Source organism: Nocardioides sp. Root122 (genome assembly GCF_001425025.1).
GTDB lineage: Bacteria > Actinomycetota > Actinomycetes > Propionibacteriales > Nocardioidaceae > Nocardioides.
On record NZ_LMDE01000004.1, the window covers coordinates 87,643 to 114,480 of the forward strand.

General features: G+C 72.8%; 24 protein-coding genes. 16 read left to right on the forward strand and 8 right to left on the reverse strand.

Annotation, left to right across the window (positions count from 1 at the left end; genetic code table 11):
- Positions 1–2 precede the first annotated feature (2 nt).
- The 5 genes from ASC64_RS06135 to tsaD are packed head-to-tail and all read left to right on the forward strand — an operon-like array spanning position 3 to position 4,088.
- Positions 3–1,061, forward strand: a complete 1,059-nt coding sequence (locus ASC64_RS06135; protein WP_235563556.1) for an alpha/beta fold hydrolase — start codon at positions 3–5, stop codon at positions 1,059–1,061.
- Positions 1,058–1,948 carry a tRNA (adenosine(37)-N6)-threonylcarbamoyltransferase complex ATPase subunit type 1 TsaE gene (gene tsaE, locus ASC64_RS21565; RefSeq protein WP_082550243.1) on the forward strand — a complete coding sequence of 297 codons (891 nt, stop codon included), beginning with the start codon at positions 1,058–1,060 and terminating at the stop codon, positions 1,946–1,948. Before ASC64_RS06135 ends, tsaE begins: the two co-directional genes overlap by 4 nt.
- A gap of 10 nt (positions 1,949–1,958) precedes the next feature.
- Complete coding sequence (tsaB, locus tag ASC64_RS06145; protein WP_056906662.1) at positions 1,959–2,597, forward strand: tRNA (adenosine(37)-N6)-threonylcarbamoyltransferase complex dimerization subunit type 1 TsaB; 639 nt, start codon at positions 1,959–1,961, stop codon at positions 2,595–2,597.
- Positions 2,594–3,049, forward strand: coding sequence for a GNAT family N-acetyltransferase (locus tag ASC64_RS06150; RefSeq protein ID WP_056906663.1), 456 nt, complete (start codon positions 2,594–2,596; stop codon positions 3,047–3,049). The genes tsaB and ASC64_RS06150 overlap by 4 nt, the downstream gene beginning before the upstream one ends.
- Positions 3,042–4,088 (forward strand): tRNA (adenosine(37)-N6)-threonylcarbamoyltransferase complex transferase subunit TsaD, encoded by a 1,047-nt coding sequence (gene tsaD, locus ASC64_RS06155; RefSeq protein ID WP_056906664.1) that lies wholly within the window; start codon positions 3,042–3,044, stop codon positions 4,086–4,088. Before ASC64_RS06150 ends, tsaD begins: the two co-directional genes overlap by 8 nt.
- Positions 4,089–4,249: 161 nt before the next feature.
- Here tsaD and ASC64_RS06160 read toward each other — a convergent pair whose 3' ends face one another.
- Positions 4,250–5,677, reverse strand: a complete 1,428-nt coding sequence (locus ASC64_RS06160; protein ID WP_056906665.1) for a hypothetical protein — start codon at positions 5,675–5,677, stop codon at positions 4,250–4,252.
- A gap of 3 nt (positions 5,678–5,680) precedes the next feature.
- Entirely contained in the window at positions 5,681–6,094 is a 414-nt protein-coding gene (locus tag ASC64_RS06165; protein WP_056906666.1) for a hypothetical protein, read from the reverse strand.
- A 92-nt stretch (positions 6,095–6,186) separates the two neighbouring features.
- On the opposite strand from ASC64_RS06165, the gene ASC64_RS06170 reads away from it, so the two are divergent.
- Complete coding sequence (locus tag ASC64_RS06170) at positions 6,187–6,813, forward strand: hypothetical protein (protein ID WP_156385052.1); 627 nt, start codon at positions 6,187–6,189, stop codon at positions 6,811–6,813.
- Between the two features lie 21 nt (positions 6,814–6,834).
- On the opposite strand, the gene ASC64_RS06175 is transcribed toward ASC64_RS06170, so the two are convergent.
- Both ASC64_RS06175 and ASC64_RS06180 read right to left on the reverse strand, forming a co-directional pair.
- Positions 6,835–8,043 carry a hypothetical protein gene (locus ASC64_RS06175; protein WP_056906668.1) on the reverse strand — a complete coding sequence of 403 codons (1,209 nt, stop codon included), beginning with the start codon at positions 8,041–8,043 and terminating at the stop codon, positions 6,835–6,837.
- Positions 8,040–8,597: a SigE family RNA polymerase sigma factor gene (locus ASC64_RS06180; RefSeq protein ID WP_235563554.1), complete on the reverse strand. Its 558-nt coding sequence runs from the start codon at positions 8,595–8,597 to the stop codon at positions 8,040–8,042. Before ASC64_RS06180 ends, ASC64_RS06175 begins: the two co-directional genes overlap by 4 nt.
- A 157-nt stretch (positions 8,598–8,754) precedes the next feature.
- Here ASC64_RS06180 and ASC64_RS06185 point away from each other — a divergent pair, with 157 nt between their 5' ends.
- Positions 8,755–9,873 carry an S-(hydroxymethyl)mycothiol dehydrogenase gene (locus ASC64_RS06185; protein ID WP_056906670.1) on the forward strand — a complete coding sequence of 373 codons (1,119 nt, stop codon included), beginning with the start codon at positions 8,755–8,757 and terminating at the stop codon, positions 9,871–9,873.
- Complete coding sequence (locus tag ASC64_RS06190) at positions 9,870–10,490, forward strand: MBL fold metallo-hydrolase (protein WP_056906671.1); 621 nt, start codon at positions 9,870–9,872, stop codon at positions 10,488–10,490. Before ASC64_RS06185 ends, ASC64_RS06190 begins: the two co-directional genes overlap by 4 nt.
- 61 nt (positions 10,491–10,551) lie before the next feature.
- On the opposite strand, the gene ASC64_RS06195 is transcribed toward ASC64_RS06190, so the two are convergent.
- Positions 10,552–11,208 (reverse strand): helix-turn-helix domain-containing protein, encoded by a 657-nt coding sequence (locus tag ASC64_RS06195; protein WP_056906672.1) that lies wholly within the window; start codon positions 11,206–11,208, stop codon positions 10,552–10,554.
- 463 nt (positions 11,209–11,671) lie between these two features.
- Here ASC64_RS06195 and ASC64_RS06200 point away from each other — a divergent pair, with 463 nt between their 5' ends.
- Together ASC64_RS06200 and ASC64_RS06205 are read left to right on the forward strand one after the other, a co-directional pair.
- Positions 11,672–12,130, forward strand: a complete 459-nt coding sequence (locus tag ASC64_RS06200; protein WP_056906673.1) for a GNAT family N-acetyltransferase — start codon at positions 11,672–11,674, stop codon at positions 12,128–12,130.
- A 35-nt stretch (positions 12,131–12,165) separates the two neighbouring features.
- Positions 12,166–13,986 carry a glycoside hydrolase family 3 protein gene (locus tag ASC64_RS06205; protein WP_082550246.1) on the forward strand — a complete coding sequence of 607 codons (1,821 nt, stop codon included), beginning with the start codon at positions 12,166–12,168 and terminating at the stop codon, positions 13,984–13,986.
- 21 nt (positions 13,987–14,007) lie between these two features.
- Here the strand turns inward: ASC64_RS06205 and ASC64_RS06210 are convergent, their stop codons facing one another.
- Complete coding sequence (locus ASC64_RS06210; protein WP_056906675.1) at positions 14,008–15,198, reverse strand: class I SAM-dependent methyltransferase; 1,191 nt, start codon at positions 15,196–15,198, stop codon at positions 14,008–14,010.
- Positions 15,199–15,425: 227 nt separating this feature from the next.
- On the opposite strand from ASC64_RS06210, the gene groES reads away from it, so the two are divergent.
- Positions 15,426–15,719 (forward strand): co-chaperone GroES, encoded by a 294-nt coding sequence (gene groES, locus ASC64_RS06215; RefSeq protein ID WP_056906676.1) that lies wholly within the window; start codon positions 15,426–15,428, stop codon positions 15,717–15,719.
- Positions 15,720–15,820: 101 nt separating this feature from the next.
- On the forward strand, positions 15,821–17,443 hold the full coding sequence (gene groL / locus ASC64_RS06220; protein ID WP_056906677.1) for a chaperonin GroEL: 1,623 nt from the start codon (positions 15,821–15,823) through the stop codon (positions 17,441–17,443).
- A 76-nt stretch (positions 17,444–17,519) separates the two neighbouring features.
- On the opposite strand, the gene ASC64_RS06225 is transcribed toward groL, so the two are convergent.
- Complete coding sequence (locus ASC64_RS06225) at positions 17,520–19,067, reverse strand: hypothetical protein (protein WP_056906678.1); 1,548 nt, start codon at positions 19,065–19,067, stop codon at positions 17,520–17,522.
- A gap of 47 nt (positions 19,068–19,114) precedes the next feature.
- Here ASC64_RS06225 and guaB point away from each other — a divergent pair, with 47 nt between their 5' ends.
- Together guaB and ASC64_RS06235 are read left to right on the forward strand one after the other, a co-directional pair.
- Entirely contained in the window at positions 19,115–20,617 is a 1,503-nt protein-coding gene (gene guaB, locus ASC64_RS06230) for an IMP dehydrogenase (RefSeq protein WP_056906679.1), read from the forward strand.
- Between the two features lie 135 nt (positions 20,618–20,752).
- Complete coding sequence (locus ASC64_RS06235; protein ID WP_056906680.1) at positions 20,753–22,750, forward strand: PPC domain-containing protein; 1,998 nt, start codon at positions 20,753–20,755, stop codon at positions 22,748–22,750.
- 88 nt (positions 22,751–22,838) lie between these two features.
- Here the strand turns inward: ASC64_RS06235 and ASC64_RS21945 are convergent, their stop codons facing one another.
- Positions 22,839–24,581, reverse strand: a complete 1,743-nt coding sequence (locus ASC64_RS21945; RefSeq protein WP_056906681.1) for a CHAP domain-containing protein — start codon at positions 24,579–24,581, stop codon at positions 22,839–22,841.
- A gap of 148 nt (positions 24,582–24,729) precedes the next feature.
- Between ASC64_RS21945 and ASC64_RS06245 the strand changes: the two genes are divergently transcribed.
- Both ASC64_RS06245 and ASC64_RS06250 read left to right on the forward strand, forming a co-directional pair.
- Positions 24,730–25,653, forward strand: coding sequence for an L-lactate dehydrogenase (locus tag ASC64_RS06245; protein ID WP_200937481.1), 924 nt, complete (start codon positions 24,730–24,732; stop codon positions 25,651–25,653).
- A gap of 24 nt (positions 25,654–25,677) precedes the next feature.
- Entirely contained in the window at positions 25,678–26,787 is a 1,110-nt protein-coding gene (locus ASC64_RS06250; RefSeq protein WP_056906682.1) for a GuaB3 family IMP dehydrogenase-related protein, read from the forward strand.
- The last annotated feature ends 51 nt before the right edge of the window (positions 26,788–26,838 follow it).

Here is a 26,838-nt window from a genome sequence, read left to right on the forward strand (position 1 = left end):
GCGTGAAGGGCCGCATCTTCGGCTCCGTCGTGGGTGCAGCCGGACTGGCCGCAGCTGCCGGTGCCGTCGGCATCGCCCGGCAGAACCGCATCATCGGCAACCGTGCCGCGGGTGAGGAGGTCGCCTTCGGTGAGCTGCACAGCGCTCCCTTCGTGGTGGTCGCCGACGACGCGGTCGACCTCCACGTCGAGATCGACGAGCCGGCCGACTTCGGCGGCGCGGCCTCCACCGACGACGACCTGACCATCGTCTTCGTGCACGGCTACTCCCTCAACCTCGACTGCTGGCACTTCCAGCGCGCGGCCTACCGCGGGCAGGTCCGCACGGTCTTCTACGACCAGCGCAGCCACGGACGGTCGGCCCGGTCCGACGAGGACCACTGCACGATCGAGCAGCTCGGGCACGACCTCCACCGGGTCATCGAGGACACCGTCCCCGGGCGCTGCGTGGTGGTCGGGCACTCGATGGGCGGGATGAGCGTGATCTCCCTCGCCGAGCACTACCCGGAGCTGTTCGGCGACAAGGTCGTCGGGGCGGCTCTGATCTCCACCACCGCAGGCGGTCTGGACCCGGGGCGCATCCTGTTCCCGATGCTGCCCCTCGGGCTCGGCGGGCGCTTCGTGGGCCGAGCCGTGCGCACCCTCGACATCGGCCACCGCGTCGTCGACCTCGCCCGCGGCTGGGGCCACGCGCTCGCCGACGTGTTCACCGACCGCTACGCCTTCGGCGACGACGTACCCGCCAGCATGGTCGAGTTCGTCTACTCGATGCTCAACGCGACGCCGTTCGCCGTGGTCGCCGACTTCTACCCGGCCTTCGCCACCCTCGACCACTTCGAGCACCTCGCCCCGCTGGGCACGGTGCCCACGGCGGTCATCTGCGGCACCGAGGACAAGATCACCGGTATCGGGCACAGCCGCAAGCTGCACAGCAGGATCCCCGGGTCCAGCCTCCTCGAGTGCGAGGGCGCCGGCCACATGGTGCTGCTGGAACGGCACAAGGAGGTCACCGCCGAGCTCGACGACCTGCTCTCCCTCGCCCAGGGGCAGGCCCAGCGGTGAGTGTCGTCGTACGCCGGGTCGGCCCGGAGGCGGCCCCCGATGTGCTGGCCGTGGTGCGCGAGGCCTTCGGTGCCCGCCCGCCGCTCGACCCGCCGGCCGACGCCCTCGGCGAGGACGAGGCCTCGATCGCCCGGCTGCTGTCGGTGCGCGGAGGACTGCTCGCCACCCTCGACGGCGAGGCCGTCGGGTGCGTCGTGCTCGACGTCCGCGACGACGTGATGGTGCTGCGGCGCTTCGGCGTGACGCCGCAGGCCCAGGGCCGGGGCGTCGCCACCGCCCTCGTGGAGGCGGCCGTCGACGCCGCCACGGGTCGCTCGGCGGTCGTGGTGGTCGCCCGCGAGGAGCTGCCCGGCACCGTCGGCTTCTGGGAGCGCCACGACTTCGTCGTCACGGGCCGGTCCAGTCCCTACGTCGAGCTCTCGCTCTGGCTCGGGACCACGTTCGACGCCCCCGACGCGGAGACCATGCGTACGCTCGGTCAGCGCGTCGGCACCAGCCTGGTCGCCGGCGACCTCGTCGTGCTGACCGGCGAGCTGGGCGCCGGCAAGACCACCTTCACCCAGGGACTGGGGGAGGGCCTCCAGGTGCGTGGGGGCGTCACGTCCCCGACCTTCGTCATCGCGCGCGTCCACCCCTCCCTCGTCGGCGGGCCCGACCTCGTGCACGTCGACGCCTACCGGCTCGGCGGTCTCGACGAGCTGGACGACCTCGACCTGGACACCTCGCTCGACTCCGCCGTCACCGTCGTGGAGTGGGGGGCCGGGCTGGCCGAGGGTCTCGCCGACTCCCGCCTGGAGGTCGTCATCGAGCGCACCGTCGGCCACGCGCCGGCCGACGACGAGCTCGACCCCCGCCGCGTTTCCCTGCGCTGGATCGTCGGGAAGTAACCTCGTCGCCGTGCTCCTCGCCTTCGACACCGCCACGCCGCTGGTGACCGTCGCCCTCCACGACGGTGACCGGGTCGTCGTCGAGCACTCCTCCGAGCAGCCGATGAAGCACGGCGAGCACCTCGCGCCGCTGATCGCGCGGGCGCTGGAGGATGCCGGCATCGTCCGCCAGGACCTCACCGCGATCGCCGTCGGCGTCGGTCCCGGCCCGTTCACCGGGCTCCGCGTCGGCATCGTGACTGCGCGCACCCTCGGCTTCGTGCTCGACCTCCCGGTCTACGGCGTGTGCTCCCTCGACGCGATCGCGCTCGAGGCCGCCGGCACCGGTGCCGCCACCGGCAGCTTCCTGGTCGCCACCGACGCCCGGCGCAAGGAGGTCTACCTCGCCTCCTACGACGCCGACGGCGGCCGTGTCGAGGGCCCGGTGGTCACCCGGCCGGCCGACGTCGCGACGACCGCCGAAGTGGCCGGGGCAGGACCCGGCCTCTACCCTGAGGCGTTCCCCCACGCGATCGCCCCCGACCGGCCCAGTGCCGGCTGGCTGGCCCACGGCGTGAGTGCCGAGCTGGTGGAGCTGCTCGACCCCGAACCCCTCTACCTCCGACGACCCGACGCGGTCGCCGGCGCACCCAGAAAGACCGTGTCGTGATCCGTCCCGCCACCCTGGCCGACCTGCCGGCCCTCACCGCTCTCGAGCAGGAGCTGTTCGGGGTCGACGCCTGGAACGAGTCGCTCCTGCGCCAGGAGATCGAGGGCCCGGGCCGACGCTTCCTGGTGGCCGAGGACCTGTCCGGCTACGCCGTGACGATGACCGCCGGTGACATCGTCGACCTGCTGCGCATCGCCGTACGCCCCGAGTCGCGACGCTCCGGCATCGCGTCCCGGCTGCTCGACGAGGCGCTCGTCGACACCGACGGCGCCTCGCGGATGCTGCTGGAGGTGAGCGTGCGCAACTCCGAGGCCCTCGGCTTCTACGTCGCTCGCCAGTTCAGCGTGATCGACGTCCGTCCGCACTACTACCGCGACGGCTCGGAGGCGCTGGTCATGTGCCGCTGGCTGCCCGGCGCCGCCCGCCCCCGGACCGCCACCTCGCATGACTGACGAACCGCTGGTCCTCGGCATCGAGACCTCCTGCGACGAGACCGGGGTCGGGATCGTCCGCGGTCGCACGCTCCTCGCCGACACCGTCGCCAGCAGCGTCGAGGAGCACGCCCGTTTCGGCGGCGTGGTGCCCGAGGTGGCCAGCCGGGCACACCTCGAGGCGATGGTGCCGACCATCGAGCGCGCCGCGGAGACCGCGGGGATCGCGCTGAGCGACATCGACGCCGTGGCCGTCACCAGCGGTCCCGGCCTCGCGGGAGCGTTGCTCGTCGGGGTGGCCAGCGCCAAGGCGCTCGCGCTCGGGCTGGGCAAGCCGATCTACGGCGTCAACCACCTGGCTGCGCACGTCGCCGTCGACCAGCTCGAGCACGGTCCCCTCCCCGAGCCGTGCCTGGCCATGCTGGTGTCCGGCGGCCACTCCAGCCTGCTTGAGGTCACCGACGTGACCGTGGGCGTCGAGCCGATGGGCGCGACGATCGACGACGCGGCGGGGGAGGCCTTCGACAAGGTGGCCCGACTCCTCGGCCTGCCGTTCCCCGGCGGACCGCACATCGACAAGGCCGCTCGCAGCGGCAACAGCGTGGCGATCGACTTCCCGCGCGGGCTCACCGGTCGCCGTGACCTCGAGCGGCACCGCTTCGACTTCTCCTTCTCGGGCCTCAAGACGGCCGTCGCGCGCTGGGTGGAGGCCCAGCAGCGCGAGGGCGTCCCGATCGACGTCAACGACGTCGCCGCCTCCTTCCAGGAGGCCGTGTGCGACGTGCTGACCCGCAAGGCGATCGACGCCGCCTCCAGCCGCGGCATCGAGGACATCCTCATCGGTGGTGGCGTGGCCGCCAACAGCCGGCTGCGGGCCATGGCCGAGGAGCGCGCGACGTCGAAGGGCATCCGGGTCCGGGTGCCGCGCCCGGGCCTGTGCACCGACAACGGCGCGATGGTCGCCGCGCTGGGCTCCGAGCTCGTCGCGCGCGGACGTACGCCGTCGCTGCTGGACCTGCCGGCCGACTCCTCGCAGCCGATCACCACCGTCGTCGCCTGACCCCGGCCCGACCCCGCCTGGGGCGACCCGCCTGAGGCGACCCGTTCGGGCCGGGACATGACGAGGTCCCCGCCCGAGAGCGGGGACCTGCATCATCACGCTGTGGGCGAGGTGCCCCCCCAGCCGAAGAACCTCAGCCGAAGAACCTCAGGCGAGGAACCTCAGTCGAGGACGCCGGGTGCGACGTCGTCGTCGCCGAGCCAGTCCTGGTCGTAGACGAGGCTGTCGCGCTCTTCTGCCGTCTCACGCTCGCCCTTGCGGCCGCCGCGTCCGCCGGCACCCTGGCCGCCGGCACGGGCGCCACTCGTGCCCCGGCTGCCGGACCGTGAGCCCGAGCCCGTGGAGGAGCCGCGGGCGCCGCTCGCGCCCGCACGGCCACCGGCGCTGCCGCGACCCGACGTGCTGCCCGCCGAGGCCCCCCGGGCGGGGGCGGAGCCGGCGCTGCGGGACGCGGGGGAGGAACCGGCCGCGCGGGACAGCGAGCCCGCGCTCGCGGCGCGACCCGTGGACCCGATCGGCCGGACCGGGCTGGCGCCCCGCGCGGGCGAGGTGGGCACCGCGCCGGGACGCACGGCGCCAGCGGCCAGGCCGCCGGCGCCGCCGGCCGCACCGAACGCCGCCGCCGACGTGGCGCCGGACGCGCCACCCGCGCCGCCGCTCGCAGCGGGAGCGGAGACCTGTGCGCCGGTCGGCTGGTAGGTCACGCCGTTCTGCGAGGTGCCGGTGACGGTCGTGCTCGGGTGCTCGGTGTGCACCGGCGTCGTCGTGGTCGGCGTCGTCGTGGTGGTCGTGGTGGTCGGCGTGGTGGTGGTCGTGGTCGTCGTCGTGTTGGTGGTGTTGTTCGTGTTGTTGTTGTTGTTCCCGTTCTCGTTCCCGTTCTCGTTCCCGTTGTTCCCGTTCCACTCGGTGAGCACGGCGTTGTTGTCCTTGCCGCCGCCGTTGCCACCGCCTCCGGTGACGGGCGGCGCCTGGGTGCCGGGAAGGTAGGGGCCGTCGGGGCCGGACGGGACGTCCGGCGGCGGCTCGGTCGGGTCCTGCTGACCGTGGATCTCCTTCATCGGCGGGATGGCGCCGAGGAAGGCCGCGTCGAGCTCCTTGGTGAGCGCGAGCGACTTGGCCTCCTGCTTGTCGTACTGGCTCTGCCAGGCGCTGCGCTCGTTCTGGCGGGCCTGCGAGGCGTCGGCCTGGGCCTGGATCTCCTCCGGGGTCTTCTCGACGCCCGGGGTGCCGGGGGGTGCCTGGTAGGGCGACGGCTTCGGGCCGAGGTCGGCGAGCGAGTCGCGCGCGTCGCGGGTGTCGGCGATCTGCTGCCCGACCTGTCGGAGTGCCTCGCCGGCAGCGCGCAGCTGGGTGGACTTGGTCAGCATGGAGCCGGACGACTCCTCCATGGCGGCGCGCAGCGCGGGGCCGGTGAGCGTCTGCTCGCCGATGCGCAGCTCGGCCTGGGCGGCGGCCTGCTTGAGGGCCTCACCCAGCTCCTGGAGGTCGTCGGCCTTCCTCGCCCAGTCGCGACCAGCGTTCTTGATCACGCCTTCCGTGGCGGAGTCGAGGTACTGGTCGAGGACGAGTCGACGGGGTCCCTTGGTCACGTGTCAGTCCTCGTTCCCGGTCGGCAGCGTGCAGGTGTTGCTGGGGCTGAAGGTGGGCGCGGCGACGCACTCGGTCGAGGCCTCGATGAGGTTCATCGTGGCGGCCGTCTGCTCGGTCGTGCGCTCCATGTCCTTGCTGAACTCCTCGACGGAGGTGCCCATGCCGCGCAGTCCGGCGGCGACCTTCTTCAGCTCCTCGGCGACGGCCTTGTGGGCCATCTCGGCGTTGGTGCCGAGGCGGTAGCCGCCGGTGTAGGAGTCGCCGAACAACGCGCTCTCGACCGGCGCGATCGGGTCGGACTCCACCCCCGTGGCGGCCTTGTCGAAGGACGACATCAACGAGGAGATGGTCTCGGGGTCGATGTTCAGCCCCACCATCGTCTGGTTGAGCAGTTCCCTGTCTTCGAGCGGCAGCATGCTCTGTCCTTTCCCCCTGGTCACAGAACGAAACCACTCTAGGACGACGATCTGGCTCCGTCTGCATCTCGGGTCACAGCTAGGCTCCGGGCATGACTTCTCGGGGACCACGTCGTCGTCGCCTGGCCGCCTGCGCGGGCCTCGCGGTGCTCACGCTGACGGCCGGCTGCACGTCCGGATCGGGCTCGGCCGCGGACGACCCCGGCGACGGTGGCTCGACCTCGTCCGCCTCGACCTCGTCGGCGCCGGTCCCGGTGCCCACGTCGTCCGCGCCCGTGGTCGAGGCCGCCGACGGCGGTCGGATCAAGGTCCCCGGCGCGAGCATGCACGCCCTGTCGACCTACAAGCACCTCAACGACTTCGGGATCGTCCAGGGCTGGAACGACGGCCAGAGCGCGGTGACCTTCGCGCCGAGCCTGACCCGGGCGACGTCGCTCGACGCCTTCGCCAAGGAGTGGATCCGCGAGCACGGCGGCCCGAAGGTGCAGAAGCGCCAGGAGGATGCCGTCGCCGGTGGCAAGTACAGCGCCTGGCACGTCGTGGACACCACCTCCGACAAGTCCGAGATCGCCCACCGTTTCGGGATCATGTTCCTCGACTCGGCCTGGCTGATCGACATCACGATCTACGTCCCCGGCGTGCCGGACACGCTGACCGAGGACGAGCAGCAGGCCGTCATCGACAGCCTGCTGGCCTCCTTCAAGACCGACCTGGACTGAGGCCCGGACCGAGGGCCCGGACTAGCGGACCTCGGCGACGGACAGCCCCGACACCCCCGCGCTCGGGATGTCCACCCGCTCGACCGTGCCGTCCAGTCCCAGCCGGACGATCGAGTAGTCGTCGCCGCCGGTCATCACCCGCACGACGAGCGTGTCGTCGTCCTCCCACGCCATCTGGGACCAGATCCCGACCACCTGCGTGCGGGCTCCGGCCACCTCGAAGTCGACGACGGGCTCGCCGGTGGTGGCGTCGAGGACAGCGAGGGTGGGGGAGCCGTTGCCGTCCGCGTCGGGTGCGGTGCCGACGAGGTGGCCGCCGTCCGGGCTGAAGCTGCCGAGGCGGTAGTCGCAGGTGTCCCAGAGCGTGGTGCCCGTGCGTGCCACGCCGTCCACGACGCCCCAGCACGACCCGTCCGCCTTGATCTCGGTGAGCCCTGCGACGAGGCCGGTCGTGGACGAGGCAGCGTCCGCCTGCACGAGGCCCGGCACCGCGACCGGGGCTCCGCCGCCGGCGACGAACGTCCGGGTGGGACCGGTGTTGTCGTACTGCCGCACCGCGACCTCGTCCTGCGAGACGAACCCGACGGGCTCGACGCGGTGGTCCTGCGGAGCGGGCGGGAACGTGGTGTAGACCCACTCCGTCTTCCCGGCGGGGTCGGCGACGATGACCCGCCACCGCGAGCCGTCGTACTCCGACCAGGAGATCCGCTGGCCGTCCGCGCTCACGACGAGGCCACCGGTCGGGCCGGCGAAGTCCTCCACCTCGCGCGCGGCGCTGAGGAACTGGATCGTGCCGGCGCCCTCGTCCATCGCCACGCCGACCCACCCGTCGAGGTAGGGCGTGATGGTCGAGAAGGGTCCAGGCAGGGTGACGGTGCCGTCCTGGGTGATCAGGCTGGGGGCGTCGACGTCGACCAGCGGCACGGAGGTGGAGTCGACCACCTCGGCGCTGCGGGGGTCGATCAGCACCGTGCCGGTGACGGTGGGAGCCGGCGGCGTGGTGGCTGGCGGCACGTCGCTGCGCTGGGCGGGACCGCTGACGCCGAGCCCGACCGGGATCGCGATGGCCAGCACGGCGGCGACGGCCGCGCCGGCGGCGACGCGTCGGCGGAGCTGGATGCGCCCGGCGCGACGGCGTACGTCGGTCACGGTGAGGGGTGCGTGCTGCAGCGGGTCGACGCGCCGGTGCAGCGCGTCGTGGACGCGGTCCTCGAGGGGAGTGGTGTTCATCGGGCGTCGTCTCCGGACTCGTGGGGGGTGAGCGACTGCGGGGCACGGGCACGCAAGCCGGCCAGGGCCCGGCTGGCCTGCGACTTGACCGTCCCGACGGAGATGCCGAGCACGTCGGCGATCTCGGCCTCGCTGAGCTGCTCGTAGTAGCGCAGCACGATGACCGAGCGCTGCCTCGGCGGCAGGGTCTGCACGAAGGACCAGAGCACGCCGCCCATCCCGTCGTCGTACTCGTCGAGGACGCCGGTGTCGGGGATCGTGTCGGTCGAGTGCTCGCGGCGCTTCCACGCCCGGCGCCACAGCGAGTTGTGCTCGTTGACCATCACCCGGCGGACGTAGCCGTCGAGGGCGCCGTGGTCGCGGACCTTCTCCCAGGACAGGTAGAGCTTGGCGAAGGCGTTCTGCAGGAGGTCCTCGGCGCCGGCGTGGTCGCCGACGAGGAGGTACGCCGTCCGGTACAGGGCGGCCTGGCGCGCGGACATGTACGCCGAGAACTCGGCGTCCTTGGCGGACCGACGGTCCTGCGCGGCCATGTCGACAAGTGTCGTGCTCACCCTTCACCCCCGTCCTTGATTCGTGTGGTGTGTCCTGGTCGAGCTGCAGTGAGGACGCAAACGCCCGCCCCGGGGTTGCATCTGTTTGGAGGGAGTTGGAAGGCTCCTCGGCAAACGTTCGTCACGACGAGCCGCAGCAGACGACAGGAGTCAGCAGATGCAGCAGGTCCGGGCCGTGGTCGCCCTCGCCAAGGGGGAGCCCGTACAGCTCACCACCATCAACGTCCCCGACCCGGGGCCGGGCGAGGCGCTCGTGCAGGTGCAGGCCTGCGGTGTCTGCCACACCGACCTGCACTACCGCGAGGGCGGGATCAACGACGACTTCCCCTTCCTGCTCGGCCACGAGGCCGCGGGCATCGTGGAGGCGGTCGGTCCCGACGTCACGTCGGTGGCGCCGGGTGACTTCGTGGTGCTCAACTGGCGCGCGGTCTGCGGCGACTGCCGGGCGTGCGACCGCGGCGAGCCGTGGTACTGCTTCGCGACCCACAACGCGACCCAGAAGATGACCCTGGCCGAGGGCGACCTGGCCGGGACCGAGCTCTCCCCGGCGCTGGGCATCGGCGCCTTCGCGGAGAAGACCCTCGTGGCGGCCGGCCAGTGCACCAAGGTCGACCCGTCGGCGCGTCCCGCGGCGGTGGGGCTGCTGGGCTGCGGGGTGATGGCCGGGCTCGGCGCCGCGATCAACACGGGCAACGTCGGGCGCGGCTCGACCGTCGCGGTCATCGGCTGCGGCGGCGTCGGCGCAGCCGCCATCGCCGGTGCGGCGCTGGCGGGTGCCTCGAAGATCATCGCGGTCGACCTCGACGACCGGAAGCTCGAGACGGCCAGGAAGCTCGGGGCCACGCACACCGTGAACTCCTCCGAGGTGGACGCCGTCGAGGCGATCCGCTCCCTCACGCCGCCGCCGGACGGCACCGGCCACGAGGGTGGCGCGGACGTCGTCATCGACGCGGTCGGGCGCCCGGAGACGTGGAAGCAGGCCTTCTACGCCCGCGACCTGGCCGGCACGGTCGTGCTGGTCGGCGTACCCACACCGGACATGACGGTGCCCGACATCCCGCTCATCGACGTCTTCGGCCGTGGTGGCTCGCTGAAGTCGTCCTGGTACGGCGACTGCCTGCCCTCGCGCGACTTCCCGATGCTCGTCGACCTCTACCAGCAGGGTCGGCTCGACCTCGACGCCTTCGTGACCGAGGAGATCGGCATCGAGGACGTCGAGGCGGCCTTCGACAAGATGCACGAGGGCTCGGTCCTGCGCTCGGTGGTGGTTCTGTGACCGCGCGGGTCGACCACGCCGTCGTCTCCGGCACCTTCTCCCTGGACGGGGAGACCCACCAGGTCGACAACAACGTCTGGGTGATCGGTGACGACGAGCAGTGCCTGGTCATCGATGCACCGCACGACGTCGACGCGATCCTGGAGGTGGTCGCCGGTCGCACCGTGAAGGCCATCGTGTGCACGCACGCCCACGACGACCACGTCCGCGTCGCGCCGGCGCTGCGCGTGGCGACGGGAGCCCCGATCCTGCTGCACCCCGACGACCGCCCGCTGTGGGAGCTGACCCACGGCGGTGACGAGGAGGGTGCCGAGCTCTGGGACGTCGACCTCAGCGACGGACAGACCCTCACCATCGGCGGCGCCGCGGTGACGGTGATCCACACACCCGGGCACGCGCCCGGTGCGGTGTGCCTCTACGTCCACGACCTCGGCTGCGTCTTCACCGGCGACACCCTCTTCGAGGGAGGGCCGGGGGCGACCGGGCGGTCCTACAGCGACTCGGAGCTGATCAAGGAGTCGATCCGCGCGCGGCTCTTCAACCTCGCCGACGAGACGGTCGTCCACACGGGTCACGGGCCGGACACCACGATCGGGGCCGAGAAGGCCAACGTCTGATCGCTCCGCTCTGCACTTCGGCCGGCCCCGGTGACGTCGGTCGCGCCGGCTGTCCCCGGTCTCACGCGGACAGCCGGCCGAGCGGCGGACGAGGCCTCGTCGGCGGCTGCGGGCGGTCCGCCAGCGCCTGGCGGCGGCGTTCATCCCGCAGCTCGTCGAGGTGGTGGGCCTCCGCGACCAGCTGGTGCCGCGCCGGGTGGTCGACCGGCGTGCCGCGCACGCGGCGGAAGACGTGTCGCCAGCGGCGTTGGTGGTAGCGCACCGCAGGCACCTCCCACCGCCTCGACCGCGCCTGCCACCGCAGGTCCTGCGCCGTCATCATCGCGTCACGCGGCATCCACCACCCGGTGACCCTGAGGTCGACGTGCGCCGGGTAGCGGCGACGTGCCCGGTCCCGTGCGCCGTCGTCGCGCATCGGCTCGACCTCCTTGCCGGTCCTCGCGTCGTGGAGGTGCACGCGCAGCCGGGCCAGCCGCAGCATCTCCACCAACATGGAGGCGCGCGGACTCGTCCGCCTCGTCTCCCACCTGGCCACCTGCGACTGCGAGACGCCGAGCAGCGCGGCCAGCCCGCGCTGCGAGACGTCGAGGATCCGACGGACGCGACGCACGAACCCGGGGACCTCCCCGTCGAACGGCCCCATCAGGTAGTGGTCCACCTCGTCGTCGGTCCACTCCGCCATCTCGGCCGGATCGACCCTCGTCCGCGTGATCGCCATGCCTCGCCTCCTGTCCTCGCTGTCGTCCTCCGATCCCATCCCCGCCCACCGACAACCGCCCGGAGCTCCTCCACAGCCCCACTCCGTCCACAACCCCGCCCGCCCCGTCCCGGTCCGCACGGCCCCTGCCGGGCTCCTGCCGGGCCAGCGCCGTCCTCCGCCGCGGGCACCCGACCGGTCCACCTGACGCCCGCCGTCTCGGCCCCTCCCACCGGTCCACCTGCCGCCACTGGCACCTGAGTCGCTCAGCGACTCAGCTGCCAGGGCGGCGGCCGGCAGCTGGCGCGGCGACGTCCGTGGGACGTGAGTCGCTCAGCGACTCAGCTGCCAGTGCGCCGTGGGAGGGGAGCACCGGGGGCCCGGCCGGGGGCAGGGCGGCCCCGGAAGGCGGGGGCGGGGAGGCGAGGAGCCGCCTTCGGAAACGGGGAGGCGGGGCAGTGGGCGGCGCGGCTACGGTCGGGGGATGAGCAGCGAGCCGTTCGTGCCGGCCGGCTTCGAGCCGCCACGGTCCATGGTCACCGACGACGTCCGGCTGGAGCCGCTCGGTCCCCAGCACAACGAGTCGGACCTGGCCGCCTGGTCCTCGAGCATCGAGCACATCCGCGCCACCAAGGGCTACCCCGACGGCGGCTGGCCACCCGCGCACGGGATGTCGCCTGAGGCCAACCTCGCGGACCTCACCCGGCACGCGGCGGACTTCGAGGCACGCAAGGGCTTCACCTTCACCGTGCTCGACCCGTCGAGCGGCGACGTCATCGGCTGCGTCTACCTCTACCCGACGAGGTCGCCGGAGCACGACGTGCAGGTGCAGTCGTGGGTCAGCGCGGAGCGGGCGGAGCTCGACGAGCCGCTTGCGGACGCGGTTGCCGCGTGGCTCGCCGCCGCCTGGCCGTGGGAGCGCCCGGACCGGCACGGACGGTGAGGCGGGACCGACCGGCGTCGTGCCACGATGACCCGATGCGGACGAGGCCGGCGAGGGTGGCGACGGGCGCGCCCTCCCGGGCGGTCGGCCTGCTCGCGAGCCTCGCCCTCGCGGCGTCGCTCGCGGCCTGCGACGGAGGAGACGCCGGGTCTGATGGGGAACCGGGCGCCGACGAGGCTGCGGCCAGCGGGACGCCCACCGTGCCACCCACGCCCTCCGAGGAGCTCGGGCTCAGTGAGGGCTGGGGGCCGGACCGGGCCGAGCTCGACCGGGCGGCGGAGCTCGTACGGAAGATGCCGCTGCCGTCGCTGGCCGGGCAGACCATCGTCGCGCAGTGGAGCGGCACCGCCGCGCCCGTCGAGATGGTCCGACGGCTCCACCTCGGGGGTGTCATCGCCTTCGACTCCAACATCGCCTCCGCCGACCAGATCCAGGCGGTCAACACCCGGCTGACCCGTCGTGTGGGCCGCACGTGGCCGCTGTTCCTCGGCGTCGACCAGGAGGGCGGGGTCGTAGAGCGGCTGCGGGGCGCCGCCACCCGCTTCCCCACGTTCATGAGCGCGGGCGCCGCCGGTGACGTCGCACTGACCCAGCGGGCGTACGCCGCCAGCGGAGCCGAGCTGCGCGGGCTCGGCTTCACCGTCGACTTCGCTCCCGATGCCGACGTCACCTCCGGTCCCGGGGACCCGACGATCGGGTCGCGGGCGGCGTCGTCGTACCCCAGCACGGTGGCCGAGCACGTCGTCGCTGCCGCGAACGGGTTCGCCGCGTCCGGCGTGCTGCCCGTCGTCAAGCACTTCCCGGGGCACGGCTCCGTCCCGGCGGACAGCCACCTCACGCTGCCGGTGCAGGCCAAGACGCTCGAGGACCTCGAGGCGACGGACCTGGTGCCGTTCCGCAGCGCGGTCGAGGAGGGCCTGCCCGCCGTGATGGTCGGTCACCTCGACGTCCGTGCCGTCGACCCGCGCGTGCCGTCGTCGCTGTCGCGCAAGGTGGTCACCGGCCTGCTCCGCCAGGACCTCGGCTTCGGCGGCCTGGTCGTCACCGACGCGCTCGACATGGCCGGTGTCACGCGCGGTCGCGACGCCGGACGTACGGCGGTGCAGGCGCTGCGCGCCGGCGCGGACGTGCTCCTGATGCCCCCGTCCCCGGCGGTCGCCCGCTCTGCGGTCGTGCGTGCGGTGCACTCCGGCGCGCTTCCGCGGCGGAGGCTGGAACAGGCGGCCGCGCGGCAGGTCGCCCTGCTCATGCACCTCGCCGGTGGGACCGGCGCAGCGATCGGCTCGGCACGGGGCGCGTCACGCGACCTGTCGGCGGCCGCGGTGACCGTGGTCGCGGGCCAGTGCTCGGGTCGGCTGGTGGGGGAGCAGGTGCACGCCTACGGCGACCCCGGGGCGGTCGCGGTGTTCGCGGCCGCTGCCGGTCGGGCCGGCCTCGGCGTTCTCCTGCGCAAGGCCACCCCGACGCGACTGGCCAGGGCGGTCCCCAAGCCCGAGCGCCGCAAGCGCGAGCGTCGCAAGGCGTACAGGAAGCGGACGCGCGCCTGGCGCAAGGTGGAGGCTCGCCGCGAGGCGCGGCTCGCCGCCTGGATCGCCCGCGAGGACGCGCGGCTCGCGGCCGGCACGCCCGTCGGGTTCACCGGGTTCCACGACGCACCGGTCGACGGGTCCGTCGCCGTCGCCACGGACAGCCCCTGGGTGCTGGGCCGGGTCTCCGCGCCCACGCGCATCGCGACCTTCGGTGACACCCCGGCGTCGATGGACGTCCTGGTCGAGGTGTTGCTCGGACAGGCACCGGCCCCCGGCCGGCTCCCGGTCCGGGTCGGCGGCGTCGAGCGGAGCGGCTGCCGGTCCTGAGGACGGAGTGGCGTCAGCGGGTCAGAACGGCTCGACGAGCAGCGCCGTGCCGTGACCGGCGGCCCGGGTCAGCACCAGCGTCGCCTCGTTGTCGCCCGCGAGCGACAGCCGCTTGCGGAGCTCCTCCGGCACGACCTGCACGCCCCGCTTCTTGATCGTCAGCCGGCCGACGCGCCGCTCGTGGAGGGCGGCCTTGAGCTGCTTCTCGCGGTAGGGGAGGTGCTCGACCACGCGGTAGCCGCGCGCGAACGGCGTGCGGAACGACGCGTCGCTGGTGACGTAGGCGATGTGGGGGTCGACGAGCCCGCCGCCGACGCCGGCGGCCACGGCCGTGACCAGGCCGGCGCGGATGACCGCGCCGTCCGGCTCGTAGAGGAAGGCGCCGACGGGACGCACCTGGGACGCGTCCTCGTCCGGCGCGGGCAGGTCGTCGTCGGTGAGGGTGGCCAGGCCGCCCTCGCCGATGACGGTCGCACGCCGGTCGGTGGTGGACAGGTCGGGCGACCAGAGGACCGCCTCCTTGACCTCGCCGGCGTCGCTGACCCACTCCGCCTCGACGCCCGGCGGCACGAGGTCGTGGCCGATGCCGGGGGCGACCTTCACCAGCGAGCGGCGTCGGAGCAGGTCGAGCACCCACGGCCACGGCGGCGTCCACCCCTCGACGTCGAAGACGCGACCCCGGCCGCCGCGCCGCGCCGGGTCGGCGAAGGCCGCGTCGAAGCCCGAGGGGTCGACGGTGGTCGCGTCCCCGGCCTGCACGGCGCCCGGCAGCGTGAGGGCCGTCAGGTTCGCCTGCGCCATCGCGACCCGGACCGGGTCCTGGTCGACGCCGGCGGCGATCAGCCCGGCTCGCGCGAAGGCGAGCAGGTCGCCCCCGATCCCGCAGCCCAGGTCGATCACGCTGCCGCCAGGGATCGCGGCCGCCAGCCGGGCCGCCCGGTGGTCGGCGACGCGTGACCGCGTGGCCTGCTCGAGCGCGTCGGGGGTGAAGAACATCAACCGGGCGTCGTCGCCGAACTTCGCCACGCCACGCTCGCGCAGGTGCGCCTGCGTCGTGGCGGCGGCGGCCTTCTCGGCGTCGGGCTCGAGACGGCGTACGAGGCTCGCGACCCGCACCGGGTCGCCGGGATGCTCGGCCCAGGCCCGCGCAGCGTGGTCCAGCAGGCGCCCGCCCTCGGTCGTCTGCAGCCACGCCAGCGTCTCGATCTCCACGCGTGCATCCTGTCAGGTGGCGGAGTGTGGCCTGCGCTAGCACTCGGTTGGGGAGAGTGCTAGCGTCTGTTCTGGCACTCTCGACCCGAGAGCGCCAATGCTCGCGAGCCTGGCACGACCCCCGCGACGGCGTGCCGCCGGACCGTGAGCCCACGTCCTGGGAGCCCAGACGATTGGATCTGGTCTCCTGAAGAATCTCGTGAAGAGAAAGTGGAGGTTGATCCGAAGTGTCGGTCAACATCAAGCCCCTCGAGGACCGCATCGTCGTCCAGACGCTCGAAGCCGAGCAGACCACCGCCTCCGGCCTGGTCATCCCGGACACCGCCAAGGAGAAGCCCCAGGAGGGCGAGGTCGTGGCGATCGGTCCCGGTCGTGTCGACGACAACGGCAACCGCGTCCCGATCGACGTCGCGGTGGGTGACAAGGTCATCTACAGCAAGTACGGCGGCACCGAGGTCAAGTACGCCGGCCAGGAGTACCTCATCCTGAGCGCGCGCGACGTCCTCGCGGTCGTTTCCTGATCCCCTTCGCCCGGAACGTCATGGCCGCGGGGTCGCTGCGGCGACCACCGGCCATGACGTCCGGGCGAACCCCTTTCACCCGTTCCTAGGAGCACACCCAGATGCCCAAGATCCTGGAGTTCGACGAGAACGCCCGCCGCGCCCTCGAGCGCGGCGTCGACGCCCTCGCCAACGCCGTCAAGGTGACGCTCGGCCCCAAGGGCCGCTACGTCGTCCTCGACAAGAAGTGGGGCGCCCCCACGATCACCAACGACGGTGTGACCGTCGCGCGTGAGATCGAGCTCGACGACCCGTTCGAGAACCTCGGTGCCCAGCTCACCAAGGAGGTGGCCACCAAGACCAACGACGTCGCCGGTGACGGCACCACCACTGCCACCGTGCTGGCCCAGGCCATGGTCCACGAGGGCCTGCGTGCCGTCGCGGCCGGCGCCAACCCGATGGGGCTCAAGCGCGGCATGGACGCCGCCGCCGAGGCCGTCGGCGACGCGCTGCGCGAGGCCGCCCGCGAGGTCGAGTCCCGCGAGGACATGGCGTCCGTCGCCACGATCTCCAGCCGGGACAGCCACATCGGCGACCTGCTCGCCGAGGCCTTCGACAAGGTCGGCAAGGACGGCGTGATCACGGTCGAGGAGTCCAACACCATGGGCACCGAGCTCGAGTTCACCGAGGGCATGCAGTTCGACAAGGGCTACATCTCGGCCTACTTCGTCACCGACCCGGAGTCGATGGAGGCCGTCCTGGACGACCCCTACATCCTCCTCCACCAGGGCAAGATCTCCTCGATCCAGGAGCTCCTCCCGGTGCTCGAGAAGGTCATCGCGACCGGCAAGCCGCTCTTCATCCTCGCCGAGGACGTCGACGGCGAGGCGCTCTCGACCCTGGTCGTGAACAAGATCCGCGGCACCTTCAACGTCGCCGCGGTGAAGGCCCCGGCCTTCGGTGACCGTCGCAAGGCGATGATGCAGGACATCGCGATCCTGACCGGCGGTCAGGTCGTCGCCCCCGAGGTCGGCCTCAAGCTCGACCAGGTCGGCCTCGAGGTCCTGGGCCAGGCGCGTCGTGTGGTCATCACCAAGGACCACACCACGATCGTCGAGGGTGCGGGCGACAGCTCGGCCGTCGAGGGTCGCGTCAACCAGATCAAGGCCGAGATCGAGAACACCGACTCCGACTGGGACCGCGAGAAGCTCCAGGAGCGCCTCGCCAAGCTGGCCGGCGGTGTCTGCGTGATCAAGGTCGGCGCCGCCACCGAGGTGGAGCTGAAGGAGAAGAAGCACCGCATCGAGGACGCCGTCTCCGCGACGCGCGCCGCGATCGAGGAGGGCATCGTCCCCGGCGGTGGCTCGGCGCTGATCCACGCCGTCTCGGTGCTCGACGACAACCTCGGCCTCACCGGTGACGAGGCTGCCGGCGTGCGCGTGGTCCGCAAGGCGGCCGACGAGCCGCTGCGCTGGATCGCCGAGAACGGTGGCGTGAACGGCTACGTCGTGACCGCCAAGGTCCGCGAGCTGGGCGTCGGCAACGGCTACAACGCCGCCGACGACACCTACGGCGACCTGGTCGCCCAGGGCGTCCTCGACCCGGTCAAGGTCACCCGCTCGGCCCTGGTCAACGCCACGTCGATCGCCGCCATGCTGCTCACGACCGAGACGCTGGTCGTCGACAAGCCCGAGGACGAGGAGCCCGCGGCCGCTGGCGGCCACGGGCACGGTCACGGTCACTGACCGACCCCGCTCCGCACGACAGGCCCGCACCGGACTCCGGTGCGGGCCTGTCGCATGTGGTCAGGCGGAAACGACCTCACGACCCCCAGATCGTCCGGTAGGGCGTGCTGCAGTCGACGTCGACGTCGATCGGGTCGACCGAGTTGAGGTGGTAGATCCGATAGCGGCCGCAGGCCGTGCGGACGAACTCGTACTTGCTGATCAGCGAGCGCTCGATGGGCCGGGTGCCGAGCTCGCTCCAGGCCGTGATGTGGGTCGCCTCGACGAACCAGGTGGGCGGGTTGCTGCCGGTCAGCACGCGCCGCAGCTCCTCGAGGTCCGGGTCGAGCGTGCGCATCGGCAGGGACCAGAGATACGGGTATGGCGACTCGGCGCGGCTCGCCCACTGGATGTCGGCCCGGCCGCCGTAGACGAGCACCCGGTCGCCCGGCCGCGCGGCCGCGGCGATCGCCTCGCCGGTGCGGACCTCCACCGGCACCCGGCCCACCGCCCATGCCGCGGTCCAGGCGACGAGGGACAGCACGCTCGAGGTCGCCACGACAGCCACGACGGCGGGGGACACCCGGTGCCGCGACAGCCCGAGGTGGTCGTGGGCGACGAGGGCGGCGAGCGCCAGGGAGAGCGGCGGGACCAGGACGAAGAGGTAGGGCAGCCAGAAGCTGCCGCTGAAGGCCACGCCCAGCAGGTCGACGGTGACCATGGCCAGGATCGCGACGACAGGCACCGCGTCGTGGCGCACGAGGCTCGGCACCCGCACCAGGAAGCAGACGAGCAGGAGCAGCATCCCGACACCCACGAAGACGACCACCAGAACTCCGATGCGGCTCTGCGCTCCCTCCGAGTTCTGCGAGGCGATGACGCGGCTGGCGTCGGAGCGGAAGGAGACCGAGGTGTACCAGAGCGTCTGCAGCCGCGACCCCGAGGCGAGCGTCCAGGCCACCACCACCGCGACAGGTACGGCGCCGCCGGCGACCGCGGCGAGGGCGAACCTCCCGGCCGTGCGCCCGGGGAGGTGCCGGGCGGCGGCGGAGCCGAGGAGAAGCACCGCACCGAAGACGATCCCGCCCAGGATGCTCTGCTTGAAGCCCACCGCGAGCACGGCCAGGCAGCCCGCCCAGAAGGCGTCGGCGGCGGCGAGGCGTCGTACGGCCCGCAACGACAGCCAGCACGACGCCAGCACCAGCGGGATGCCGAGCACCTCGCCCTTCGCCGCGACCGGGTCGATCTGGGCGTTGCTGACCAGTGCCGCGGTCCCGACGGCGACCCAGCCCGCCAGGCGTCGTACGGCGACCGGGTCGACGACGCCGGCGCGGAGGGCCGTCTCGCGGGTCGCCGCCGCCGACGCGAGGACCAGCAGCGCGCAGGCGAGCGCGCCGACCAGCCGGTGGGTGTAGGCGCCGCCCACCCAGTCGGTGGCCTGCACCAGCCAGATGACGGGCGGCGGCCGGTCCACCCAGTAGCGGCCGTAGAGGGAGTCGGGCTCGGGGTGCAGGCTGCGGGCGACGAGGAGGAAGCCGGCCTCGTCGGGCCGCAGCGGCCAGAGCAGGCCGGGGAAGCGGGCCACGAAGGCGGCGATCGCGGCGATCCAGACGGTGCGCCCCCACCGCGTCGTCCCCAGCGCCATGCCGACACCCTCTCAGAGCACCCACGGGCCGCCCGTAGAATGTGGGCGTGGAGATCCCCGAGAAGTTCGCTGCGCTGGGCCTCACCTACGACGACGTGCTGCTGCTGCCGGGCGAGTCCGACCTCGCCCCGAGCGACATCGACACCACGACGCGGCTCACGCGGGAGATCTCGATCCGCGTGCCGTTGATCAGTGCGGCGATGGACACCGTCACCGAGTCGCGGATGGCGATCGCGATGGCCCGCGAGGGCGGCATCGGCGTGCTGCACCGCAACCTCTCCATCGAGGACCAGGCCCGCCAGGTCGACCTGGTCAAGCGCACGCAGACGGGCATCATCTCCAACCCGGTGACCATCGGTCCCGACGCGACGCTCGAGGAGCTCGACCGGCTCTGCGGCGAGTACCGCGTCTCCGGCCTCCCGGTCGTCGACCTCGACAACCACCTGCTCGGCATCATCACCAACCGCGACCTGCGCTTCACCCCCGTCGCGGAGTGGGCGACCACCAAGGTCGACGAGGTGATGACGAGGGAGGGCCTGATCACGGGCACCGTCGGCATCTCGCGTGACGACGCCACCGCGCTGCTCCGCGCCCACAAGCGCGAGCGGCTCCCGCTGGTCGACGAGCAGGGTCGTCTGGGTGGCCTCATCACGGTCAAGGACTTCGTCAAGGGCGAGCAGTTCCCGCACGCCTCCTACGACGCCGACGGACGGCTGCTCGTCGGCGCAGCCATCGGCTACTTCGGTGACGCGTGGGAGCGCGCGACCACGCTGATCGACGCGGGCGTCGACGTGCTGGTGGCCGACACCGCCCACGGCCACGTGCACCTCCTGCTCGACATGGTCCGCCGGCTCAAGACGGACCCGGCGACCCGGCACGTGCAGGTCATCGGCGGCAACGTCGCGACCCGCGAGGGCGCGCAGGCGTTCGTCGACGCGGGCGCCGACGCGGTGAAGGTCGGCGTGGGCCCCGGCTCGATCTGCACCACCCGCGTCGTCACCGGGGTCGGCGTGCCCCAGGTGACCGCGGTCTACGAGGCGTCCCTCGCCACGAAGCCTGCTGGCGTGCCCCTCATCGCCGATGGCGGCATGAAGCACTCCGGCGAGATCGCCAAGGCGCTGGTCGCCGGCGCCGACTCGGTCATGGTCGGCTCGATGCTGGCCGGCTGCGAGGAGTCGCCCGGCGACGTGGTCTTCGTCAACGGCAAGCAGTTCAAGTCCTACCGCGGCATGGGCTCGCTCGGCGCGATGAGCAGCCGCGGCAAGAAGTCCTACTCCAAGGACCGCTACTTCCAGGCCGAGGTGGCCAGCGACGACAAGATCGTGCCCGAGGGCATCGAGGGCCAGGTCGCCTACCGCGGCCCGCTCTCCGCGGTGGCCCACCAGCTCGTGGGTGGGCTCAACCAGTCCATGTTCTACGTCGGTGCGCGCACCATCCCCGAGCTGCAGGACAAGGGCCGCTTCGTGCGGATCACGTCCGCCTCGCTCAAGGAGAGCCACCCGCACGGCGTGCAGATGACTGTCGAGGCGCCCAACTACAGCGGCTCCTGACCTGCTACTTACGACTCTTCCCCCACCCCGCGGTAGCGCCTACGTTGGCGAGGGTCAGGGGATCGGGCCCCGCGACGGTGTGATCCATCGACCACGATGTGCTCGATCCTGATTTCTCTCGGGAGGAGCGCTTCAGTGCGCAGAAACATCCTGGTCGCGTCCGGCTGTGCCGGGCTGCTGGCCGTCGTCACCCCAGCCCTGTCCACCGCCGCACCAGCCGGTGACGACAGCGTCACGCCGTCGCAGCAGACGGCCCTGGACCTGGGCTTCCAGGTCGCGCCCAAGGAGGACGGCGTCGCCTCGCTCACGGCGAACGTCAACCCCAACCCCTACCTCGCGAACCTGCCGTCCATCACCGACGCCAACTACTTCGCCTGGAACAAGCTCATGCACGAGAAGGCCGAGCAGCGGGCCACGTCGAAGCGGCTCGCGGCCAACCGCCGCGAGGCCCTCGGTGCCGGGCGCAAGGGCGTCGCGGCGCGAGCCGTCCTGACGCCGTTCGTCCACGACGAGGAGGAGCCCGACGGCACCGCAGGGTCCAACGACTCCCACCTCGATGCCGAGCCGATCCCCGAGTTCGGCACCGCGGCCGCCCGGATGCCGGCCGTCCGGATCCTCGGCAGCCTGGCCGCGCCGCCGACGAGCACGCCGCGCACCGTGACGACCACCGAGGACCAGGGTGCGATCCCGCTGGCCACGCCGACCGCGATCGCGGGCACCGGTTCCACCGTGACGAGCTCGGTGCTGGGCGACGGGCCGCACGGTCCCGCCCCGGCCGGCGACGACACCAACGACTTCGACTTCTACGCCGTCGAGGTCGGGGCCGGGATGACGCTGACCGCCCACACCGAGGGCAGCGCCACCACCACCGACACGATCCTCGTCGTCTACGGCGCGGACGGCACGCCCCTCGCGGCCGACGACGACAGCGGCACCGGGGTGCTCAGCAGCCTCTCCTACAAGCCCGCCGAGCCCGGCACCTACTACGTGATGGTCGGCGGCTACGCCCTCGACCCGCTGCCGGCCGACCCGTTCGACTCCGGCAGCGGCGCCGGCGGTGCCGACATCGGCAACTACCGCGTCTCGATCGCCAGCCAGAAGCTCGACGCCGACTTCTACTCCGTGCGGCTGCGGCCCGGTGACACCATCGGCTCGACCGGGACGGGCGCTGCCACCGGCCTGACCGTGCGTACGCCGTCGGGCGAGGAGCGGGTGGGTGGCGTCGGCACCGACGCGACCTTCCTCTACCCGCCGACCTCCCCGCTCCCGGGCGGCGGCAACACCGCGATCGCCTACGTCGCCGAGGAGGCCGGCTGGTACTCCGTGCAGGTCTCCGGCGCCACCGGTGCCTACGACGTCCTCGTCGAGGGCTACCGTCCCGGCACCCAGGGCGACCGCGGCCGCCGGCAGACGGTGCTGCTCGACTTCGCACCCGGTCGCGTCAACACCGGCACCTGGGGCGGCCCCGGCCAGCGCAACGTCTCGCCCTTCGCCGCGTTCGTCCCGCAGTGGGGCATCCCGCGTGCGGACGCCCGCAAGGTGGAGAACCGCATCGTGAACCTGGTGCGGCGCAACATCCAGGCCGAGCTGGCGGGCACCAACTTGGCGGTCAACGTCGACGTGCTCAACGCCCGGACCAACCCGGAGCTGATCGGGCAGGAGAACGTCTCGCGCATCTACGTCGCGGGCACGATCGCCGAGACCGGCATCAGCACCATCGGCATCGCCCAGTACATCGACCCGGGCAACTACGGCCACCAGGACGAGGCGATCGTGCTCCTCGACGTGCTCAGCGCGGCGGCGGGTCCGGCGTCCTCGCTCAACACCTACCTCAACGCCAGCAGTGACCGGATCGGGTTCGTGTCGAGCGCGGTGGCCAACGTGACGGCCCACGAGATCGGCCACACGATCGGCAGCTACCACACCGACAACGCCGACGAGATCCACAACATGATGGACTCCGGCGGCGCCAACTTCGGGCAGAACCTCTACGGCGTCGGCCCTGACAACGTCGGTGGCACCGCGGACGACGAGAACATCCAGTTCGTGACCGACACCTACTCGCCCGCCGAGGGCTTCACGGGGTCGGAGAACACCGAGAACGTCTCGTCCTGGGCCTACGCAGGCCGCTGACCGGCGTCCGTCACCTCACGACGGCGGCGCGGTCACCCGTTCGGGGTGGCCGCGCCGTCGTACGGCCGGGGGTGTGGGCAGGCGCCGGTCAGGGCGTGAAGCCGCCACGGGTCGGTGAGGTGTCGCCGCTGACGGCCGAGGCCGGTCGCGTCAGGAGCCGGGACTCCGGCACGCGCCGGGCGCCGAGGGAGACCACGAAGACGCCGCCGTTGCGCCGGGTGACCAGGCCCGGTGACCGGGTCGGGTCGCCGGCGGAGCGCAGCCGCGCTGCCAGCCGGGAGCGCTGCCCCTCGACCGCGGCGCGCACGCGCAGGGTGCCGTGCCCGTCGACGGCGGCGACCACCAGCCGGCCGGCGACCTCGTCGACCGCGGGGGAGGAGTAGGGCGACCACTCGCCGGGGAGGGTGGCAGCCCGGCCCCAGCGCGCGCCTCGGAGGGTGCGGACGGTGATGCGGCCATCGGTGGTGACCTGGTGGAGTCGCGCGGTGCCGTCGGCGGCGAGCGTGAACGCAGGGGTCGAGGTGACGGAGCCGGTGGGTCCGGACAGCCGCGCCAGGCGGCCCTTCTCCAGCCCGGTGGCGTACGTCGCCCCGCCGGAGCCCACGGCCACCAGCCAGGTGCGGCCGGCGCCGTCGGTGCCGAGCACCGGCGCGGTGTGGGTGGCCCACGAGCCCGGCCGGCCGACGCGGGCGGGTCGGCTCCACCGGCCCCGCTCGGTGAACCGGCGAGTTACCAGGGTGCCCTCGGGGGAGACCGCCGCCACGACGGGGCGACCGGTGCGGGACAGGACGAGCGCCGGGCTCGAGGTCGGCGCCGCGGCGCCCACCGGCCGCAGCGCGAACCGCGCGCCGCGGACGGTGCCCGCCAGGACCGACCCGGTGCGGGTGGTCGCCGCGACCCAGGGACGTCCGCGGCGGTCCAGCGTGAGCGCGGGCGCCACGACCGGCGAGAAGCCGCCGCGCAGGCCCACGATGCGCGCCGGGCGACCGGGGCGGGCGACGCGGAGGGTGCCGCCGTCGTCGACGCGGGCGGTCCACGACTCGCCCAGCCCGTCCGGGACGGAGACCACCGGACGGTCCGAGCCGACCAGCGGGGAGGGCGCGACGTCGTCGAGGTGGAGGTAGCGGAAGTCGCCCACAGGGACGGTCCGGGTGCCGTAGCCACCCGGCAGCGAGTGGTTGTACTCCTCGATGGTCACCGTGCCGGGCCCGATCGCCGAGACCCAGGCCACGTGCCCGACCCGGCCGGCGTCGGTCTGCGCCACGGCGCCGATCGCCGGGACCGAGTCGACGCGGTAGCCGAGGGCGCGGGCGGCGTCGTCCCAGTGCTCGGCGTTGCCCCAGTGCTGCCCCCCGAAGGAGTTGCTGAAGCCCGCCATGCCGTTGCGCTCCTGCATCCGCCACGCGACGAAGCTGGTGCAGTTGCGCCACACGAAGCCCCACGGGTCGCCGAGGGAGCCGTTGATCGACCAGACCCACTTCGTGCACGTCGGCCGTGGGCCACGCGGGTCGTAGAGGTGGCCGCTGAGGGGATCGAGCACCGGCTCCGGAGGAGGCGGCGGCGTCACGACGGCGGGAGCGGGGTCGCCGGCCTTGTCGCCCGTCGCGCCCCCGTCCTCGTCGCCTGCGGCGTCGCCCGCCTGGGGGGCCGGGGTCGGGGTGGGCGTCGGCGCCGGCTCGACGATCGGCTCCTGCGGCACGATCGGGCACTGGCCCTGCCACGCCCACGGGTAGTCGTCCTCGGCGTGCGCGGTCGTCGCGGCCAGGCTCAGCAGGCCGCCGGCCAGGCAGACGGTTGCGAGCGTGCGCGCGATCGTTCGCTGCGGCCGCACGGGCCGCTTCCCCAGGTTCCCCACAGTTTTACCGTAGGAACGGCGTGTCGGCGGCGTGGCGTTATGGCGAATCTGTTCACGAGATGTTGCCCAGGCGCCCTCTCGGTCGGCCCTGTCCTCCCGCGGCGCCGGCTGCCACGATGGCGGCGTGACCTCCGCCAAGATCGCCATCGTCGGTGCCGGTGCCGTGGGCTCGACCCTCGCCTACGCGTGCCTCGTGCGCGGCGTCGCCACCACTGTCGCCCTCCACGACGTCGACGCCGCCAAGGTGCGGGCCGAGGAGCTCGACCTTCGTCAGGGCCTGCAGTTCCTGCCCACGGCGCACGTCGAGGGCTCGGCCGACGTCTCGGTCTGCGCGGGCGCCCAGGTGGTCGCGGTGACCGCGGGGGCCAAGCAGCAGCCCGGCCAGACCCGCCTCGACCTCGCCGCCTCGACCACGCGGATGCTCCGCTCCCTCATGCCGGCCCTCGTGGAGGCGGCGCCCGACGCCCGCTTCGTGATGGTCACCAACCCCGTCGACGTGGTGACGTACGCCGCCCAGAAGCTCACCGGGCTCGGCACGGAGCAGCTGTTCGGCTCGGGCACCGTGCTCGACTCGGCCCGGCTGCGGGGGCTGGTCGCCGCCCGCTGCGGGGTGGCCGTCCAGAACGTGCACGCCTACGTCGTCGGCGAGCACGGTGACAGCGAGATCCCGCTGTGGAGCAGCGCGAGCATCGGCGGCGTGCCCGTGACCGACCTGGTGCCCGCCGCCGACCGGGACGCGATGGCCGCGGAGGTGGTGGGCGCGGCCTACGAGATCATCAAGGGCAAGGGCGCGACCAACTACGCCATCGGCGTCTCCGGCAGCCGGATCATCGAGGCCGTGCTGCGCGACGAGAAGCGGGTGCTGCCGGTCTCCACGCTGCTCGACGACTACCACGGCATCGGCGACGTCTGCCTGTCCGTGCCGACCGTCGTCGGCACGGGTGGTGCCGAGCGTCGCCTCGAGGTGCCGATGAGCGAGGCCGAGCTCGCCGGACTGCGTGCCAGCGCCGACCGGATCCGGAGCACCGCCCGCGACCTCGGCTTCTGAGGCGACGCCGATAGGCTGCCGCTCATGACCGAGATCGAGATCGGCCGCGCCAAGCGCGGCCGTCGGGCGTACTCCTTCGACGACATCGCGATCGTGCCCTCCCGGCGCACCCGCGACCCCGAGGAGGTCAGCACCGCCTGGCAGATCGACGCCTACCGCTTCGACATCCCCGTCCTCGCGGCGCCGATGGACTCCGTGATGTCGCCCTCCACCGCGATCGCGCTCGGCCAGATGGGCGGCCTGGGGGTGCTCAACCTCGAGGGCCTCTGGACGCGCTACGACGACCCGACCGGCCTGCTGGAGGAGGTGGCCGGTCTCACCGGTGCCGAGGCCACCCGTCGGATGCAGCAGATCTACACCGAGCCGATCAAGCCCGAGCTGATCACCGCCCGCTTGAAGGAGATGCGTGCTGCCGGTGTCACCGTCGCGGGCTCGCTCTCGCCGAACCGCACCAAGGACCACGTCAAGGCGGTCGTCGACGCCGGCGTCGACATGTTCGTCATCCGCGGCACCACCGTCAGCGCGGAGCACGTCAGCAGCCAGTCCGAGCCGCTGAACCTCAAGGAGTTCATCTACGAGCTCGACGTCCCGGTCATCGTCGGCGGCTGCGCGACCTACCAGGCCGCCCTCCACCTGATGCGCACCGGCGCAGCAGGCGTGCTCGTCGGCTTCGGCGGCGGCGCCGCGCACACCACCCGCACCGTCCTCGGCGTCGCCGTGCCGATGGCCAGCGCCGTCGCGGACGTCGCCGCGGCCCGGCGCGACTACCTCGACGAGTCGGGCGGGCGCTACGTCCACGTCATCGCCGACGGCTCCATCGGCAGCTCCGGCGACATCGCCAAGGCGATCGCGTGCGGCGCCGACGCGGTGATGATCGGCTCGCCGCTGGCCCGCGCCACCGAGGCGCCCGGCCGCGGCTTCCACTGGGGCAGCGAGGCCACCCACGCCGACCTGCCGCGGGGCGAGCGGGTGGAGTTCGCTCCCGTCGGCACGCTGCAGGAGATCATGTTCGGCCCCTCGAGCGTGGCCGACGGCACCATGAACCTCGTCGGCGCCCTGCGTCGCGCGATGGCCACCACGGGCTACACCGAGGTCAAGGAGTTCCAGCGCATCGAGGTCGTCGTCCAGCACTGAGCGTGGACCGAGGTCCCGCGACGAGGCGGCCTTTCGGACCGGCTGGGAGGA

Bases quoted from the DNA above. Each gene is read 5' to 3' on its own strand.
- ASC64_RS06165 (WP_056906666.1), bottom strand. From the start codon at position 6,094: ATGCTGCCGCTCGAAGACAGGGAACTGCTCAACCAGACGATGGTGGGG.
- ASC64_RS06250 (WP_056906682.1), top strand. From the start codon at position 25,678: ATGACCGAGATCGAGATCGGCCGCGCCAAGCGCGGCCGTCGGGCGTAC.
- ASC64_RS06185 (WP_056906670.1), top strand. From the start codon at position 8,755: ATGCAGCAGGTCCGGGCCGTGGTCGCCCTCGCCAAGGGGGAGCCCGTA.
- ASC64_RS06225 (WP_056906678.1), bottom strand. From the start codon at position 19,067: ATGGCGCTGGGGACGACGCGGTGGGGGCGCACCGTCTGGATCGCCGCG.
- ASC64_RS06195 (WP_056906672.1), bottom strand. From the start codon at position 11,208: ATGGCGATCACGCGGACGAGGGTCGATCCGGCCGAGATGGCGGAGTGG.
- ASC64_RS06175 (WP_056906668.1), bottom strand. From the start codon at position 8,043: ATGAACACCACTCCCCTCGAGGACCGCGTCCACGACGCGCTGCACCGG.
- groL (WP_056906677.1), top strand. From the start codon at position 15,821: ATGCCCAAGATCCTGGAGTTCGACGAGAACGCCCGCCGCGCCCTCGAG.
- tsaD (WP_056906664.1), top strand. From the start codon at position 3,042: ATGACTGACGAACCGCTGGTCCTCGGCATCGAGACCTCCTGCGACGAG.
- ASC64_RS06205 (WP_082550246.1), top strand. From the start codon at position 12,166: ATGCGGACGAGGCCGGCGAGGGTGGCGACGGGCGCGCCCTCCCGGGCG.
- ASC64_RS06200 (WP_056906673.1), top strand. From the start codon at position 11,672: ATGAGCAGCGAGCCGTTCGTGCCGGCCGGCTTCGAGCCGCCACGGTCC.
- ASC64_RS06170 (WP_156385052.1), top strand. From the start codon at position 6,187: ATGACTTCTCGGGGACCACGTCGTCGTCGCCTGGCCGCCTGCGCGGGC.